Raw genomic sequence first — 16,628 nt, forward strand, 5'->3', positions numbered from 1 at the left:
AAGGACTAAAAAATGGATATCGCTCAATTTCCGCAAATCAATCCGCCACAACGTCTGCTGATGGGGCCGGGGCCGATCAACGCCGATCCGCGCGTGCTGCGTGCCATGTCGAGCCAGCTTATCGGCCAGTACGATCCGGCGATGACCCACTACATGAACGACGTCATGGCACTCTACCGCGGCGTGTTCCGCACGGAAAACCGCTGGACGATGCTGGTGGACGGCACCTCCCGCGCGGGGATTGAAGCGATTCTGGTATCGGCCATTCGTCCGGGAGACAAGGTGCTGGTGCCCGTTTTTGGGCGCTTCGGCCATCTGTTGTGCGAAATTGCCCGCCGCTGCCGCGCAGAGGTCCACACCATCGAGGTACCGTGGGGCGAGGTGTTCACACCGGATCGGGTGGAAGATGCCATTAAACGCGTGCGTCCGCGCCTGCTGTTAACCGTGCAGGGGGATACGTCCACCACCATGCTGCAGCCGCTTGCGGAACTCGGAGCAATCTGCCGTCGTTACGATGTCCTGTTTTATACCGATGCTACCGCGTCGCTCGGCGGCAACGCCCTGGAGACCGATGCCTGGGGGCTGGATGCGGTCTCGGCGGGGATGCAGAAATGTCTTGGCGGTCCGTCCGGCACCTCGCCTGTTACCCTGAGCCCGCGGATGGAAGAGGCAATCCGTCGCCGCAAATGCATCGAAGAGGGGATCCGTACCGATGCCCATCGCGACGGCGACGAAGAGATGATTTACTCAAATTATTTCGACCTCGGCATGGTGATGGATTACTGGGGACCCGAGCGTCTGAACCACCACACCGAAGCGACCACCGCGCTGTTTGGCGCCCGCGAATGTGCCCGCCTCATTCTGCAGGAAGGGCTGGATAACGGTATCGCCCGCCACAAGCTGCACGGGGATGCGCTGCTGAAAGGTATTCAGGCGATGGGGCTCGAGACCTTCGGCGACCTCAGGCACAAGATGAACAACGTGCTGGGCGTGCTTATCCCTCAGGGCGTAAACGGTGACCAGGTGCGTAAACTGATGCTGGAGGATTTCGGCATTGAAATCGGTACTTCGTTTGGTCCGCTGCACGGCAAAGTGTGGCGTATTGGCACCATGGGCTATAACGCGCGTAAAGACTGCGTGATGACAACCCTGAGTGCGCTGGAGTCGGTACTGAACTACCTGAAGTTTTCCACTACGCAGGGTGCCGCGATGCAGGCCGCGTGGGATCATTACCGCACTGAGACGGCGCTATGAATCACGCGACACGCCAGCAGGCGGCAGAACGTGTGATGGCCCGCGCCGATGCGCTGGCCGCCATCAGCGAAACCCAGGATTCCCTTACCCGCGTGTATCTCTCTGCCCAGCATCTGCAGGCTAATCAGCTGGTCGGGCAGTGGATGAACCAGGCGGGCATGACCGTCTGGCAGGACAGCGTGGGGAATATCTGCGGACGTTATGAAGGCGAGCAGGAGGGCGCACCGGCGGTGTTGCTTGGCTCGCATCTGGATACCGTGCGCAATGCCGGGCGCTACGACGGGATGCTGGGGGTGCTGACGGCCATTGAAGTCGTTGACAGCCTGCATCAGCAGGGAAAACGGCTGGCGCAGGCCGTTGAGATTGTCGGCTTTTGCGATGAAGAGGGTACCCGCTTTGGTATCACGCTGTTGGGCAGCCGCGCGCTGACGGGCACCTGGCCTGTGGGCTGGCTCGACACGTGCGATGCCAGAGGTATCAGCGTGGCGCAGGCGATGGTACAGGCAGGGTTAGATCCCAGCCGTGTCGCGATGGCCGCAAGACGCCCGGATGATTTCAGCGCCTGTCTGGAGCTGCATATTGAACAAGGACCGTGTCTGGAACAGGCCGGTCTGGCGCTGGGCGTGGTTGAAGCCATTAACGGCGCGCGTCGTCTGAACTGCCGCTTCACCGGTGAGGCCGGCCACGCCGGGACCGTGCCGATGGCGCATCGTAAGGACGCGCTGGCCGCCGCCGCCGAATGGATGGTGCTGATTGAAAACACCACCTGTCAGCACGGCGGCAACCTGGTGGCCACGGTGGGTGAGTTGCGCTGTCTGCCTGGTGCGGTAAACGTCATCCCCGGCGAGGTCGCGCTCTCGTTAGATATTCGCGGCCCGCAGGATGCGCCGCTTGACCTTCTGCTTACTGCACTGCTGACGCAGGCGCAGGCGATAGCGGCCCGTCGCGGAATACATTTTGCAGCCGACGAATTTTACCGAATCGCCGCCACGCCATGCGATACACGTCTGCAGGCGCTGCTGGCGGAGGCTGTAGAATCGGTGCAGGGGAAGACATTATCGCTGCCGAGCGGTGCCGGTCATGACACCATCGCCCTGGAGGAGCGCTGGCCGGTAGGGATGTTGTTTGTGCGGTGTAGGGGAGGCGTCAGCCACCATCCGGCGGAATCGGTGATGGCTGAGGATGTCGCGCTGGCGATTGATGCCTTTACGCGTGCGGTAACGCGTCTGGCGGGTTAAGCGACCGAGCGTACCGCTTCATCGATGTCGGCACTCACCCGCACATCCTGCTCGTCAAACACCATGCAGTGGCGATCGTCAAAAGCCACATCAATTTGCTGCCACGGCGCGAATTTCACATCGCCCGGCAGCAAAATCTTCACATTGTCGTGGCCGTAGCACTGACCAAAGAGGTAGGTGTTGTTGCCCAGACGCTCAACCACTTCACAGTTAAACGTCAGCCGCGTGCCGTGGCGGAGATCGGTGGTTAAATGTTCCGGACGAATGCCCAGCGTCACCGGGCTGCCTGCGTTCAACGGTGTGGTGGTCAGGGCCAGTGTGAGCGTCTTCTGCTGGGATAATCTCACCGTCAGCTCACCCGGTTGCCAGGCCTCTACCGTTGCCGGCAGGAAATTCATCTTCGGCGAGCCGATAAACCCGGCCACGAACTTGTTCGCCGGTTTGTAGTAGAGTTCCATCGGCGCGCCCATCTGCTCAACCTTTCCGTAGTTCATCACCACAATTTTATCAGCCAGGGTCATCGCTTCTATCTGGTCGTGGGTGACATACACCATGGTGGTTTTCAGCTCCTGGTGCAGACGGGCAAGGTGCAGACGCATCTCCACGCGCAGCTCGGCATCCAGGTTAGAGAGCGGTTCGTCGAACATAAAGACCCGCGGATTACGCACGATGGCGCGGCCAATGGCCACACGCTGGCGCTGACCGCCGGAAAGCTGCTTAGGTTTGCGATCCAGAAGGTGGGAAAGCTGCAGCGTTTTGGCCACCATCTCGACCTGATGGCGGATCTGATCTTTCGGCACCTTATTGACCTTCAGGCCGTAGCCCATGTTTTCGGCCACCGTCATATGTGGGTAGAGCGCATAGGACTGAAACACCATCGCCACGCCGCGGTGGGAGGGGGCAACGTCGTTCATCACCTCGTCACCAATCAACACTTCCCCTTCGCTAATGTCCTCCAGTCCGGCAATCATGCGCAGCATTGTCGATTTACCGCAGCCGGAAGGACCGACAAAGACGGCAAACTCACCGTCTTCAATCTCAAGATTCACGTTGTGCAAGGTTACGGTGTCGCCAAAGCGTTTGGTGACATTCCTCAATTGTATGTTCGACATCTGTATTCCCCGAGTAAACCGCCGCGTATGTATTACGTATAACAATTATTTGCTACATGGCTGGACGGTGCAATTTGTCTGCTCTGACTATAACTTCCAGTATTCACGCACCCTATACCGATATTCCATTAATGTTATGACGATCACACAACTTACAGTTTTTTGTAGAGTTATCATGATGTGAAGGGTAGCGTATACCAAACCAAAGGCATTTGATGTTATACGTTGTACGCCAGTGTTAGTCGGTTTTCTGGCGAAGGTGTATGGCGGTGAAATGCAATAACAACCATAAAATTGTTATACCTTCACATGAGGTTGATAATGAAAAAGAACATACTCGCTGCTCTGATCCTCTCTACGCTCGCGGTGCAGGCTCACGCCACCACTCAGCTTAACGTCTGGGAAGACATCAAAAAGTCGTCCGGCATTAAAGACGCGGTCGCCGATTTCGAAAAGCAGTACGACGTTAAGGTTAACCTGCAGGAGATGCCTTACGCGCAGCAGCTGGAAAAACTGCGCCTCGACGGCCCGGCAGGAATTGGCCCGGACGTGCTGGTCATTCCCAATGATCAACTGGGCGGGGCGGTTGTGCAAGGGCTGCTGACCCCCCTGAATCTGGAGGCGAAGCAGACCGAACAGTACACGCCGGCGTCGATAAATGCCTTCAAAATGGATAACACCCTTTACGGTGTGCCGAAAGCGGTTGAGACGCTGGTGCTGATTTACAACAAAGACCTGATCGCGAAGCCGCTCAACTCACTTCAGGACTGGTATGACTTTTCTAAACAGCAGCGCACCAAAAACCAGTACGGCCTGCTCGCCAAGTTCGACCAGATTTACTACAGCTGGGGGGCTATCTCCCCAATGGGCGGGTACATCTTCGGTAAAAACGATAAAGGCGGTTATAACGCCAGCGACGTGGGCCTGAACAAGCCGGGCGCGGTAGACGCGGTCACCTACCTGAAAAAATTCTATGCCGATGACGTATTCCCGGCGGGGATCATTGGCGATAACGGTCTGAATGCGATCGATTCTCTGTTTACCGAGAAAAAAGCGGCAGCCGTCATCAACGGTCCGTGGGCGTTCCAGCCGTATGAAGCGGCGGGCATTAACTACGGCGTTGCGCCGCTGCCGACGCTGCCGGACGGTAAGCCAATGAGTTCATTCCTGGGCGTGAAGGGCTATGTCGTCTCTACCTGGAGCAAAGACAAAGCCATGGCGCAGAAATTTATCGAATTTATCAACCAGCCGCAGTACGTCAAAACGCGCTATATCGCGACGCGTGAAATTCCGCCGCTGACCGCGATGATTGACGATCCGCTCATTAAGAACGACGAGAAAGCCAGCGCGGTTGCCGTGCAGGCCGCACGGGCGACAGCGATGCCGGGCATTCCGGAAATGGGTGAAGTCTGGGCTCCGGCGAACGCGGCCCTCGAGCTGAGCCTGACCGGTAAACAGGATCCGAAAGCCGCGCTCGACAGCGCAGAAAAACAGGTTCAGATGCAAATCGAAGCCATGCAGGCCAGCAACCAGTAGTTTTCTGACGTCGCAGAACGGGAGGGCGTCTCTCCCGTTTTTTGAAAGGAGTTGTTTGTGAGTATCATCCCGGAACATTTTGCCAAACCGCGCGTGGCCGGGCGTCACGCCTGGACCAGCCTGCTGCTGGCGGTCATTCCCGGCTTCGGTCAGTTTTACCACCGTCAGTGGCTGAAAGGGGTCATCTTCCTGGTGCTGCTTGCCAGTTTTATCGGCGTATTTGCTGATTTTCTGCGCGAAGGGCTGTGGGGACTGGTGACGCTGGGTGAGGAGGTGCCGCGCGACAACTCCATCTTCCTGCTGGCGGAGGGGATCATCAGCGTGTTAATCGCTGCGTTCGGCGTGATGGTGTATTACCTGTCGATGCGTGACGCGTGGGTCAATGGCCTGAAACGTGACGAAGGGTTGCAGCTTAATAGCGTGCGTAAACAGTATCAGATGCTATTGAGCGACGGCTTCCCGTATCTGATGATCACCCCGGGCTTTATCCTGCTGGTGTTTGTGGTGGTGTTTCCCATTTTGTTCGGGTTTGCCATCGCCTTTACCAACTACAACCTCTACCACACGCCGCCGGCTAAGCTGGTTGACTGGGTCGGGTTTAAGAACTTCATCAATATCTTTACGCTCTCTATCTGGCGTTCCACCTTCTTCGACGTGCTGCAGTGGACGGTAGTCTGGACGCTGCTCGCCACTACGCTGCAGTGTACGGTGGGCGTACTGCTGGCGATTCTGGTGAACCAGAAAGATTTACGCTTTAAGCCGCTGATCCGCACCATCTTTATTCTACCGTGGGCCGTGCCGGGCTTTGTCACCATCCTGGTTTTCGCCGGGATGTTTAATGACTCGTTCGGGGTGATTAACAACGCCATTCTGGCCTTCTTTGGGATTGCGCCTAAAGCCTGGATGACAGATCCGTTCTGGACCAAAACGGCGCTGATCATGATGCAAACCTGGCTTGGTTTCCCGTTTGTTTTCGCCATGACCACCGGCGTGCTGCAGGCCATTCCTGATGACCTGTATGAAGCGGCCACCATGGACGGCGCCAGCAGCTGGACCCGGTTGCGGACCATTACGCTGCCGCTGGTGCTCTACGCCATTGCGCCGATCCTGATTACGCAATACACCTTCAACTTCAATAATTTCAACATCATCTATCTGTTCAATAACGGCGGGCCGGCGGTAGTGGGGTCGAATGCGGGCGGCACCGACATTCTGGTGTCGTGGATCTACAAACTGACGATGTCATCTTCGCAATATGCCATTGCGGCGACCATCACCATCCTGCTGTCTGTTTTTGTCGTCGGCCTGGCGTTATGGCAGTTCCGCGCCACCAAATCTTTCAAAAATGACGACATGGCGTAAGGGACGTAACAATGGCTAAATCACAAAGTATTAAACGTGAGAAATGGGTCCGCCTTTCACTCTCCTGGCTGGTTATTGTGCTGGTGTCGGTCATCATCATTTACCCGCTGGTGTGGACGGTGGGCGCCTCACTCAACGCGGGCAACAGCCTGTTAAGCTCCTCTGTTATTCCGCAGAACCTGTCGTTCCAGCATTACGCCGACCTGTTTAATGGTCAGGTGAACTATATGACGTGGTACTGGAACTCGATGAAAATCAGCTTCCTGACCATGGTGTTGACCTTAATCAGCGTTAGCTTTACCGCCTATGCCTTCTCGCGTTTTCGCTTTAAGGGGCGGCAGAACGGACTGATGCTCTTCCTGCTGCTGCAGATGATCCCGCAGTTCTCGGCGCTGATTGCCATCTTCGTGCTCTCGCAGCTGTTGGGCTTAATCAACAGCCATCTGGCGCTGGTGCTGATTTACGTTGCCGGCATGATCCCAATGAATACCTATCTGATGAAGGGCTACCTGGACGCCATTCCTAAGGATCTGGACGAGTCCGCGCGCATGGACGGAGCCAGTAACTTCCGCATCTTCATCGAGATCATCATGCCGCTTTCCAAACCCATTGTGGCGGTGGTGGCGCTGTTCTCCTTCACCGGGCCGCTGGGGGATTTCATTCTCTCCAGCACCATTTTGCGCACCCCGGACAAATACACCTTACCCATCGGGCTTTATAACCTGGTGGCGCAAAAAATGGGTGCCAGTTACACCACCTACGCGGCAGGCGCGGTACTGATTGCGGTGCCGGTCGCGATCCTCTATCTGGCCTTACAAAAATACTTCGTCTCCGGTCTGACCTCCGGGAGTACTAAGGGATAACCATGAAAAGACTCAAACCCGCTTTGCTTGCTGTTTGTCTTTCTTGCGGTCTTGCTGCGAGTGCGTTCGCCGCGGACGGGATAAAAACGCGTCCTTTTAACGCCATGCCGGCAGACTTTATTAAGGGGGCGGACATCTCGACGCTGCTCGAGGCGGAACAGCATGGCGCAACATTTTATAACCAGAATGGCCAGCAGCAGGACGCGATTGCCATTCTGAAAGCCAACGGCGTGAACTATGTGCGCCTGCGTTTGTGGGTGGATCCGCAGGATGCCAACGGAAATACCTACGGGGGCGGCAGTAACAATCTGGAAAACACGCTGGCGCTGGCGAAGCGCGTGAAGGCCCAGGGCATAAAACTCCTGCTCGATTTCCACTACAGCGATTTCTGGACCGACCCGGGCAAACAGTTCAAACCTAAAGCCTGGGAGAAGATGGATTACCCGCAGCTTAAAACGGCAATCCATGACTATACGCGAGACACCATTGCCCGCTTTAAAAAAGAGGGCGTGCTGCCGGACATGGTCCAGATTGGTAATGAAATCAATGGCGGGCTGCTCTGGCCGGAAGGCAAAAGCTGGGGGCAGGGTGGCGGCGAGTTTGACCGCGTAGCCGGGTTACTCAACGCCGCAATCACTGGGATGAAAGAGAACCTGACCGACGGCGAGCAGGTGAAAATTATGCTGCACCTGGCCGAAGGCACTAAAAATGACACCTTCCGCTGGTGGTTTGATGAGATCACGAAGCGCGATGTGCCGTTCGATATTATCGGCCTGTCGATGTACACCTACTGGAATGGTCCGATCGGCGCGCTGAAAGCCAATATGGATGACATCAGCAAACGCTATAACAAAGACGTCATTGTGGTGGAAGCGGCCTATGGCTATACGCTGGAGAACTGCGATAACGCAGAAAACAGTTTCCAGGCCAAAGAAGAGAAGGACGGTGGCTACCCCGGCACCGTGCAGGGTCAGTACGATTATATCCACGATTTAATGCAGGCCGTGATTGACGTTCCCGATCGTCGCGGTAAGGGCCTGTTCTACTGGGAGCCGACCTGGATTGCCGTACCGGGCACCACATGGGCCACCAAAACCGGCATGAAATATATCCATGATGACTGGAAAGAGGGAAATGCCCGCGAAAACCAGGCGTTATTTGATTGTCATGGCAAAGTGCTGCCGTCGATAACGGTATTTAAATAGTATTCTGTTTCACTTCAGGACGTTTTTAATATGAATAAATTTGCGCCTTTAAGTTCGAAGGTCGCTGCGTTATTGCATGGCGCCGACTATAACCCGGAGCAATGGGAGAATTACCCCGGTATTATTGAAAAAGATATTGCCATGATGCAGCAGGCGAAATGTAATGTCATGTCGGTGGGCATATTTAGCTGGGCGAAGCTCGAACCGCGTGAAGGGGAATATGATTTTGTCTGGCTGGATAACGTCATTGATAAATTATATTCAGCGGGGATCCATATTTTCCTCGCCACGCCGAGCGGTGCGCGACCGGCATGGATGTCGCAAAAATACCCGCAGGTGCTGCGCGTAGGGCGTAACCGCGTGCCTGCGCTGCACGGTGGGCGTCATAACCACTGTATGTCTTCCCCTGTGTACCGTGACAAGACATTCAAAATGAATACCTTACTGGCTGAGCGTTATTCACAGCACCCGGCGGTGCTGGGCTGGCATATCTCCAATGAGTACGGCGGTGAGTGCCACTGCGATCTGTGCCAGGAGCGCTTTCGCGACTGGCTGAAAGCGCGCTACAAAACCCTGGATGCGCTGAACCACGCATGGTGGAGCACCTTCTGGAGCCACACCTATAGCGACTGGTCGCAGATTGAGTCCCCTGCGCCGCAGGGCGAGGTGTCCATTCACGGTCTGAACCTCGACTGGCGCCGCTTTAATACGGCGCAGGTAACAGATTTCTGCCGCCATGAGGTTGCGCCGCTAAAAGCCGTCAACGCAGCGTTGCCGGTGACGACCAACTTCATGGAGTACTTCTACGATTACGACTACTGGCAGCTTGCGAAAGCGATCGACTTTATCTCCTGGGACAGCTACCCGATGTGGCACAAGGAGAAAGACGAAACCCAGCTCGCCTGCTACACCGCCATGTACCACGACATGATGCGCAGCCTGAAAGGCGGCAAACCTTTTGTGCTGATGGAGTCCACGCCGAGTACCACCAACTGGCAGCCGACCAGCAAGCTGAAAAAGCCGGGGATGCATATTCTCTCGTCAATGCAGGCGGTGGCACACGGGGCCGATGCCGTACAGTACTTCCAGTGGCGTAAAAGCCGCGGTTCGGTGGAGAAATTCCACGGGGCGGTTATCGACCACGTGGGGCATCTTGATACGCGTGTCGGGCGCGAAGTGACGCGTCTGGGCGAAATGCTTGAGCGCCTGCCGGGGGTGGTCGGGTGTCGCACGCAGGCACGGGTGGCGATTATCTTCGACCAGCAAAATCGTTGGGCGCTGGACGATGCCGAAGGGCCGCGCAACATGGGGATGGAGTACGAAAAAACCGTTAACGAACACTACCGTCCGTTCTGGGAAAAAGGCATCGCGGTGGATGTGATTGATGCCGATGGCGATCTCAGCCAGTACGCGCTGGTGATTGCGCCGATGCTTTATATGGTGCGGGAAGGCTTCGCCGAACGCGCAGAAGCGTTTGTCGCCGGGGGCGGCCATCTGGTGACCACCTACTGGAGCGGCATCGTGGATGAAAGCGATCTTTGTCATCTCGGCGGGTTCCCGGGGCCGCTGCGTAAACTGCTCGGCATCTGGGCAGAAGAGATCGACTGTCTCGGTGAGGGAGAACGTAATCTAATACAGGGGCTGGCGGGTAATGCGGCTGGCCTGCAGGGGCCGTACCAGGTTCGTCATCTGTGCGAACTGATCCATGTCGAAAACGCTCAGCCGCTGGCGACCTACCGGGATGATTTCTACGCCGGTCGGCCTGCCGTGACGGTGAACCGTTTCGGTAAGGGGAAAGCGTGGCATGTGGCGTCGCGCAACGATCTGCCGTTCCAGCGTGATTTCTTCGCCGGGATTATTGATGAACTGGCGCTGCCGCGGGCCATGGAATGCGATTTCCCACCGGGTGTAGTGGCAACGGCCCGCACGGACGGCGAAACCACGTGGGTGTTTGTGCAGAACTACACCGCCCAGCAGCAGCTCATTACGCTGCCGCAGGGGTATACCGACTGCATGACCGATGCCGCCGCCGCGGGTGATACCGCTCTGCTGCCGTGGGATTGTCGGGTACTCAGGCGTAAAGCGTAGTCGCTGAGGGCGTCGCGTCGTACAACCCTGGCTAATCAATCTGAAGGCGCCTGCTCTATGAGCAGGCATTTTTTTATCTGCATAACAGAGAGGCGTATTATGGACAGTGAAATAACTCAGCGTTTAATTCCTGCATTCGGCGGCGACGATAATATCGAACATGTTGAAGCCTGCATTACCCGCCTGCGCGTCACGGTAAAAGATTTAAATAAGGTGGATACGCAGGCGTTACAACAGGAGGGGGCGCTAGGCGTGATTATTATCGGCCAGCAGGTGCATGCGATATTTGGCCGGCAGTCTGATACCTTGCGGCAATTATTAGATGCGCATTTTAATCACTAACAATAAAAAAGGGATAGCCAAAATAATGGCTATCCCAAACGAGGAGAATAGACTGCCAGTTGTTGGAGATACAATAACGATTAACGCATATCAGGAAATAAACATTACCACCAGGCTTCCACCTGCACGCCAACGTTCCAGGTATTATTTGCGGTGCCGTCTTCGAAGGATTGTCCTTTCTCGGAGTCATTCAGGTAAGAGGCGAAGACGCGCAGTTCAGGACGCGACATAAAATCAGGCCCATCCGCCAGTCCGAGTGCGAGGGTGTACTTCTCTCCGCTCTGCTTGTAGCTGGAGCCGTCGGTGTAGGTATCTTTCTGGTAGAAACCGCCCACTTCACCAATCAGACGCACGTATTCGGTGAACTGGTACTGTGCGCGACCCACCAGAGAGACAAGGCGCGATTTATCGGTGAATTGCGTGGTGTCATCCGCCGAGCCCCAGGTCAGCACGTGGTTGAAGGAGAGCTTGTCCGTAATCGGAATTAAGCCGGTGTTAATCACACGGTAGCCGCTGGCGTCGTTCACGTAGTTCCACATGTCATACCAGCCGCCGCCCTGGGACACCATGTTCTGCGCCAGGCCTTTGTTCGCATACTGCAGCACCAGCTTGTTGTAGCCGCCTAACATGTCCTGGCTGATCTCACCGGTGACCATGACGCCGTTGTCGGCCTCATACAGCCCACCGTACTCTTTCTGCTTATTGGTGGGGTTTGGCATGGCGTAATCAATGCCCACTTCAGTCCATGCACCCGCCCACGGCTTCCAGCCCGCATAGCGAAGGTCGATGTAGTTGATATTAACGTCGCTATCGCCGTCCACGCGGTAGTCCACGTCGTTGGCATCGCCACGGATCCAGGCCACGGACACTGCACCCGGTCCGAGCGTGTAGTTTTCGATACCGGCTCCCGCGCCTGAGATGTTCCAGTATTTGGTGTCAATGATGTGCAGGTCATGGCGCTGGTAATAGCGCTTACCGCCCCAGATCACCGCGTTCGGATCGCCGGGGATCAGCCCCTTGATCTGCAGATTCAGCTGACGCAACCCGAACTGCGCATCGTCGCCGAAGGTGGTTTCATTGTCGTTAGAGCCGTCAGAGACCATGCTCACCATGCTGTCGAGGTAGAAGCTGACATCGTTCTTTTTGTACACCTCTGAGCCCAGCTCCAGCTCGCCGTAGGTATCGGCCTCGTTACCCAGACGGCCAATTTTATTTTTTTGCCACTCCTCCATCCCACCATCCCGTGAGACGCCCACACCGGAGCGAAGATACCCATGAAAATCAATTGGTACTGAAGACGCTGCAAACAGCGAAGGAGACGCTAACGCGGCAGCCAACGCAACAGATACAGAGCGGATCGTCGTGTTCATTGTTACCCTCTTATTGTTTTGTAATACGTTCACAAATCCGCTGTCATAAAATGCCTAAACCTTTTTTCTGGCAATTGCGTGATCGTTAATCTGTGATTAAGTGCAAATAAAATAGCCAATTTTGTTACGATTGATGAGGTGTGACCAGAAATGTAGTATTGTGAACGTAATACTTTTTGATGGTGTTATGGCAGCCGAAAGTGCCCAGTGGGCGTTTTTTTATATCGCCCCTGATACAATCAGCGCATAACAACATAAGGAACCGGACCATGAAGTCGAAAAGCGCAACGTTAGAGGACGTCGCACGCCATGCGGGCGTCTCCTATCAGACCGTGTCCAGGGTACTGAATAAATCTGCCAATGTATCCGAAGCCACGCGTCACAAGGTGGAGAAATCCATAGAGTTATTGCGGTATGTCCCGAACCGCCTGGCGCAGCAGCTGGTCGGAAAGCAGACCCAGACCGTCGGACTGGTGACGATTTCGCTGGCTTTGCATGCGCCGTCACAGGTCGCCGCGGCGGTAAAACGCTATGCAAATGTGGAAGGGTATCAGGTGTTGATCTCCATGATTGATGAGAACGTCAACCACAGCATCCAGGATTCGATCAATGAACTGAAATCTCAGCTCGTCAGTAAGGTGATCATCAATGTCCCGCTGGAAGCAGAGCAGGCGCAGAAAATCGCGACGGACAACGACGATATCGTCTGTCTGTTCCTCGACGTTGACCCTTACAGTTCCGTGTTTAACGTTTCGTTTAACCCGGCAGATGGCACCCGTGCCAGCGTCAAATATCTCTACGAACTGGGGCACCGGGAAATCGCGTTGCTGGCGGGGCCTGCGTCTTCTGTCTCGGCGCAGCTCAGGCTGAAAAGCTGGATTGAAACCCTGAACGGTTACGGTCTGGAGCCGGCCTCGGTGATCCGCGGGAACTGGGACGCGCAGAGCGGTTACGCGGGTGCGTTGCAGATGCTGCGCGAGACGCCGCAATTTTCTGCCGTGCTGGTGGCCAACGACCAGATGGCGCTGGGGGTACTAAGTGCTTTCCATCAGCATCAGATTTCCATTCCGGGTGAAAAATCGGTGATTGGCTACGATGACACCTACGAAAGCTCATTCTTCTATCCGGCATTGACCACGGTATCGCTGGACCTGGATCTGCAGGGGAAAGAGGCGGTGCGCCGCATTCTTGACAGTGGCGAAGACAATGCCGTGCGCATGTCATCCATTTTGCCTGCCCGGCTGGTGGTGCGGCAGTCGACCGGGCCGAAAGGTGAGAAGGGCAAAAACCTGCAGGCGCTGGCGCAACAGCTTCGTGATATCGCACATCAGCTTGGCGATATGTAAAACGGTGAGCACCTCATCCCGGTGGGTGAGGTGCTGCACTCTTATTCCAGCCCCAGCGTGTACTGCGCAATCTTGAAGTAGATAATCAGACCGGTTCCGTCGATAAGCGTCGCGATAAAGGGCGCGGAAACGACGGCCGGGTCAATGCCGCAGCGCTTCAGTACCATCGGAATAACTGACGAGACAATCGCACTCCACAGCGTAATACAGACCAGCGTCAGGCTGACGATAAGGGTAATTTCCAGCCCGATACCCATCATCCAGGCGCGAACACACCCGGCAAGACCAAGCGTGGCGGCAATCATCAGCGAGGTGGTCATCTCCTTTCGTAACACGCGGCCAACGTCGCGCAGACGCACTTCACCCAGCGCCATTGCACGCACCAGCGTGGAGGTGATCTGCGTCCCGCTGTTCCCACCGGTCCCTATCAGCAGCGGAATAAAAAAGGCCAGGGCAATGGCGGATTCCAGCGCCTCTTCGAAGTGCTGAATAACCGAGCTGGTATAGGCTTCAGCGACAAACAGCAGCAGCAGCCAGACGGAGCGTTTTTTCCACAGGCTGAAGGGGCTGGTTTCCAGATACGGCTTTTCCAGCGGCAGCGTTGCTCCCTGGAGCTGGGCATCTTCGGTGACATCATCTTCCAGCAGATGGGCGATTTCGCGTTCGGTCAGGCAGCCGACCACTTTACCGTGCGTGACCACCGGCACGACATCCGCCTCGCCGTGGGCCAGCAGCCCGGCGACATCGGCACGCTCGTCTTCCGGTTTGACCTGCAGAAACTGAGAAATCATCAGCGTTTTCACCGGCTGTACCGTATCGGCGGTCTGCAGCAGTTTGCGCACCGCAACCATGCCCGCCAGCCGACCGTTATCTTCGAGGAAAATATGCGATGGAATATCATCGTCTTTTAATTTTTCGAAAAATTGCTCGCGTGCCAGCGCCACGCATAATGAAATATCGAGGACGATAAAATCGGTATTCATATATTGCGCGATTGCGCTGTCATTGAATGCCAGGTTTTGATTGTGAATAGCGTAAGACATAGTGAATTCCCTTTGAATAATAAAATCTCTCAGGGGCGAGCAAGACAGGGCATGTCGAAGAGGAGATCCCCACGTCCTGGGTTCAGCACTGTACACCGTATCCCGTAAGGGAAGTTATACTGACAAAGCCTTGATTCGACAGTGCCTGTTTTACCCTGTGTCGGTTCTCTCGAACCCACCAGAGCGATAACGTGTATTTGTACAGGAGCCTCGCCATAACGAGATCGTTGTAAAACGAGAGGGATAATACGCCACTTTAAAAATCGCGCTGTGGAATTTAAAAGACGTTTAAGAAACGTTTAGAACAATAATTTAATCCCGCGTATTAATGACATCGATTATTCATCAATGACGGAGGTTATTGCTCAAGAGAGTATAATTCCACACTTCTGTGTTTCTAAATGGCGCTGACATTTTGGCGTGTCGTTAATGCCTTCCTGCTGGAGGTCTGAGCGGTTGATACCCCATTTAAGGTTGTTCGTTTCTAATGGTCAGCATCACGAACGCTGCGGGGTGGAATATGACGTGGTTTGACAATCTGCTGAATCATTTTGCGCTCTATCCGACGCATCTGTTCGCGCTGCTTTTCATCATCGCGCTGAGCAAGTCTACGGTACTGGTTTCCTCCGTGCTTCCGCCGGCCTCGGTGATGCTGCTGGCAGGGATCACCGTCAGCCAGACCAGCCTGCATCCGGCACTGACGTGGCTGGCTGTCGCGGCGGGTGCCACAACAGGGTCGGTATTGAATTATCATATCGGCCAGTTGATGGGCCACACGCGGCTGGTCACGCGCTTCACCTCCCGGCACGCCGAGAAATTTTTGCGGGTACAACATCAGCTGCAGAAAAACGGCGTGCTGGTGCTCTTTACCGCGCGTTTCCTGGCGGTGCTGCGTTATATCGTCCCGCTGGCAGCGGGCATGCTCAGACTGAACGCGGCGAAGGTGTACGCGGTAAGCCTGATTTCAGCCGTCGTATGGGCGGCGCTGTATGTCGGCATCGTCACCGGCATCAGCGCCTTTTGACCTACAGGTTTCCCATTCCGCCGTCGACCAGCAGTTCCGTTCCCACCATATAGCGCGATTCGTCAGAGGCAAGATAGAGCGCGGCTTTCGCCAGCTCCGTCGGCGTGCCCATTCTGCCCAGCGGCACAAGTTTGGTGATATCCCCCAGCATCGCCTTGAGCGCTTTCTCGCTTAACCCCGTTTTATTAAATGCCGGTGTTTCTACCGGACCCGGGCTCAGGCCGTTGACGCGAATACCGCGCGGCAACAACTCCCCTGACAGCGTGCGTGCCAGCGACAGTAATCCCGCCTTGCTGGCGGCATAAACGCTGCTGGCAGGCAGCCCGATGCGGGCGCTCACGGACCCGCACAGGATCACAGAGGAGGGATTATTGAGCAGCGGCAGCAGGGCCTGAATCAAAAAGAACGGTCCTTTAAGGTTGATGCCCATCAGGCGATCCCAGGCGTCTTCCTGCCACTCTTCAAGCAGCCCGTGCGTCACATCGCCGGCGTTAATAAACACGGCATCAAGACGTGGCCAGCGAGAGGCGAGCGTGTCCGCCAGCGCTTTTTGCGCGGCGATGTCACCCGCATCGGTCGGAATAACCCAGGCATTATCGCCCAGAATGCGTTGTGCTTCGGCAAGGGTATCCGGGTTACGTCCGGTGACAGCAACGTGCGCCCCTTCGGCAATAAATTCCTGCGCGGTAGCGAGACCAATACCGGAAGTGCCGCCGGTAATCAGCGTATATTTACCTGCTAAACGACCCATGTGCTTCTCCTGAAATGACTCTGGAGAAAGCACTATAGAAACGTTAGTATCGAAAGGAAACCAGGTACCATTTGGATACTAATGAGGCTAGAGG

Annotated in this window: 14 protein-coding genes and 1 riboswitch; of the genes, 10 read left to right on the forward strand and 4 right to left on the reverse strand. The window is 55.7% G+C overall.

Features of this window, described 5'->3' with window-relative positions:
- Positions 1-12: 12 nt before the first annotated feature.
- Both JTA15_RS03635 and hpxK read left to right on the forward strand, forming a co-directional pair.
- Entirely contained in the window at positions 13-1,254 is a 1,242-nt protein-coding gene (locus JTA15_RS03635; RefSeq protein ID WP_014169474.1) for an alanine--glyoxylate aminotransferase family protein, read from the forward strand.
- Complete coding sequence (gene hpxK / locus JTA15_RS03640; protein WP_219372878.1) at positions 1,251-2,492, forward strand: allantoate amidohydrolase; 1,242 nt, start codon at positions 1,251-1,253, stop codon at positions 2,490-2,492. The genes JTA15_RS03635 and hpxK overlap by 4 nt, the downstream gene beginning before the upstream one ends.
- Here hpxK and JTA15_RS03645 read toward each other — a convergent pair.
- On the reverse strand, positions 2,489-3,604 hold the full coding sequence (locus tag JTA15_RS03645) for an ABC transporter ATP-binding protein (RefSeq protein WP_020884735.1): 1,116 nt from the start codon (positions 3,602-3,604) through the stop codon (positions 2,489-2,491). The genes hpxK and JTA15_RS03645 overlap by 4 nt on opposite strands.
- A gap of 321 nt (positions 3,605-3,925) precedes the next feature.
- Between JTA15_RS03645 and JTA15_RS03650 the strand changes: the two genes are divergently transcribed.
- The 6 genes from JTA15_RS03650 to JTA15_RS03675 all read left to right on the forward strand — a co-directional run bounded on the left by JTA15_RS03650 (position 3,926) and on the right by JTA15_RS03675 (position 11,000).
- Positions 3,926-5,140, forward strand: coding sequence for an extracellular solute-binding protein (locus JTA15_RS03650; protein ID WP_219372879.1), 1,215 nt, complete (start codon positions 3,926-3,928; stop codon positions 5,138-5,140).
- Between the two features lie 57 nt (positions 5,141-5,197).
- Complete coding sequence (locus tag JTA15_RS03655; protein ID WP_020884733.1) at positions 5,198-6,502, forward strand: carbohydrate ABC transporter permease; 1,305 nt, start codon at positions 5,198-5,200, stop codon at positions 6,500-6,502.
- An 11-nt stretch (positions 6,503-6,513) separates the two neighbouring features.
- Positions 6,514-7,365: a sugar ABC transporter permease gene (locus JTA15_RS03660; RefSeq protein WP_219372880.1), complete on the forward strand. Its 852-nt coding sequence runs from the start codon at positions 6,514-6,516 to the stop codon at positions 7,363-7,365.
- Between the two features lie 2 nt (positions 7,366-7,367).
- Complete coding sequence (locus JTA15_RS03665) at positions 7,368-8,570, forward strand: arabinogalactan endo-beta-1,4-galactanase (protein WP_219372881.1); 1,203 nt, start codon at positions 7,368-7,370, stop codon at positions 8,568-8,570.
- A 30-nt stretch (positions 8,571-8,600) separates the two neighbouring features.
- Positions 8,601-10,658: a beta-galactosidase gene (locus tag JTA15_RS03670; RefSeq protein WP_032677844.1), complete on the forward strand. Its 2,058-nt coding sequence runs from the start codon at positions 8,601-8,603 to the stop codon at positions 10,656-10,658.
- A gap of 99 nt (positions 10,659-10,757) precedes the next feature.
- Positions 10,758-11,000, forward strand: coding sequence for a PTS transporter subunit EIIB (locus JTA15_RS03675; RefSeq protein ID WP_025204491.1), 243 nt, complete (start codon positions 10,758-10,760; stop codon positions 10,998-11,000).
- A gap of 104 nt (positions 11,001-11,104) precedes the next feature.
- Here JTA15_RS03675 and JTA15_RS03680 read toward each other — a convergent pair whose 3' ends face one another.
- Positions 11,105-12,370 (reverse strand): maltoporin, encoded by a 1,266-nt coding sequence (locus JTA15_RS03680; protein ID WP_025204490.1) that lies wholly within the window; start codon positions 12,368-12,370, stop codon positions 11,105-11,107.
- A 269-nt stretch (positions 12,371-12,639) separates the two neighbouring features.
- Between JTA15_RS03680 and JTA15_RS03685 the strand changes: the two genes are divergently transcribed.
- Positions 12,640-13,716: a LacI family DNA-binding transcriptional regulator gene (locus tag JTA15_RS03685; RefSeq protein WP_041162527.1), complete on the forward strand. Its 1,077-nt coding sequence runs from the start codon at positions 12,640-12,642 to the stop codon at positions 13,714-13,716.
- Positions 13,717-13,757: 41 nt separating this feature from the next.
- On the opposite strand, the gene JTA15_RS03690 is transcribed toward JTA15_RS03685, so the two are convergent.
- Complete coding sequence (locus tag JTA15_RS03690; RefSeq protein WP_020884727.1) at positions 13,758-14,759, reverse strand: magnesium transporter; 1,002 nt, start codon at positions 14,757-14,759, stop codon at positions 13,758-13,760.
- 60 nt (positions 14,760-14,819) lie between these two features.
- Positions 14,820-14,989: riboswitch (M-box (ykoK) riboswitch) on the reverse strand.
- Positions 14,990-15,279: 290 nt separating this feature from the next.
- Here JTA15_RS03690 and JTA15_RS03695 point away from each other — a divergent pair.
- Entirely contained in the window at positions 15,280-15,783 is a 504-nt protein-coding gene (locus JTA15_RS03695) for a DedA family protein (RefSeq protein WP_219372882.1), read from the forward strand.
- 1 nt (position 15,784) lies between these two features.
- On the opposite strand, the gene JTA15_RS03700 is transcribed toward JTA15_RS03695, so the two are convergent.
- Positions 15,785-16,534 (reverse strand): SDR family oxidoreductase, encoded by a 750-nt coding sequence (locus JTA15_RS03700; RefSeq protein ID WP_219372883.1) that lies wholly within the window; start codon positions 16,532-16,534, stop codon positions 15,785-15,787.
- Between the last annotated feature and the right edge of the window lie 94 nt (positions 16,535-16,628).

It is taken from the genome of Enterobacter sp. BIDMC 29 (genome assembly GCF_019378755.1).
GTDB lineage: Bacteria > Pseudomonadota > Gammaproteobacteria > Enterobacterales > Enterobacteriaceae > Enterobacter > Enterobacter ludwigii.

Excerpts from the sequence above, each read along its gene's own strand:
- JTA15_RS03635 (WP_014169474.1), top strand. The coding sequence starts at position 13 with ATGGATATCGCTCAATTTCCGCAAATCAATCCGCCACAACGTCTGCTG.
- hpxK (WP_219372878.1), top strand. The coding sequence starts at position 1,251 with ATGAATCACGCGACACGCCAGCAGGCGGCAGAACGTGTGATGGCCCGC.
- JTA15_RS03645 (WP_020884735.1), bottom strand. The coding sequence starts at position 3,604 with ATGTCGAACATACAATTGAGGAATGTCACCAAACGCTTTGGCGACACC.
- JTA15_RS03650 (WP_219372879.1), top strand. The coding sequence starts at position 3,926 with ATGAAAAAGAACATACTCGCTGCTCTGATCCTCTCTACGCTCGCGGTG.
- JTA15_RS03660 (WP_219372880.1), top strand. The coding sequence starts at position 6,514 with ATGGCTAAATCACAAAGTATTAAACGTGAGAAATGGGTCCGCCTTTCA.
- JTA15_RS03665 (WP_219372881.1), top strand. The coding sequence starts at position 7,368 with ATGAAAAGACTCAAACCCGCTTTGCTTGCTGTTTGTCTTTCTTGCGGT.
- JTA15_RS03670 (WP_032677844.1), top strand. The coding sequence starts at position 8,601 with ATGAATAAATTTGCGCCTTTAAGTTCGAAGGTCGCTGCGTTATTGCAT.
- JTA15_RS03675 (WP_025204491.1), top strand. The coding sequence starts at position 10,758 with ATGGACAGTGAAATAACTCAGCGTTTAATTCCTGCATTCGGCGGCGAC.
- JTA15_RS03680 (WP_025204490.1), bottom strand. The coding sequence starts at position 12,370 with ATGAACACGACGATCCGCTCTGTATCTGTTGCGTTGGCTGCCGCGTTA.
- JTA15_RS03685 (WP_041162527.1), top strand. The coding sequence starts at position 12,640 with ATGAAGTCGAAAAGCGCAACGTTAGAGGACGTCGCACGCCATGCGGGC.
- JTA15_RS03690 (WP_020884727.1), bottom strand. The coding sequence starts at position 14,759 with ATGTCTTACGCTATTCACAATCAAAACCTGGCATTCAATGACAGCGCA.
- JTA15_RS03695 (WP_219372882.1), top strand. The coding sequence starts at position 15,280 with ATGACGTGGTTTGACAATCTGCTGAATCATTTTGCGCTCTATCCGACG.
- JTA15_RS03700 (WP_219372883.1), bottom strand. The coding sequence starts at position 16,534 with ATGGGTCGTTTAGCAGGTAAATATACGCTGATTACCGGCGGCACTTCC.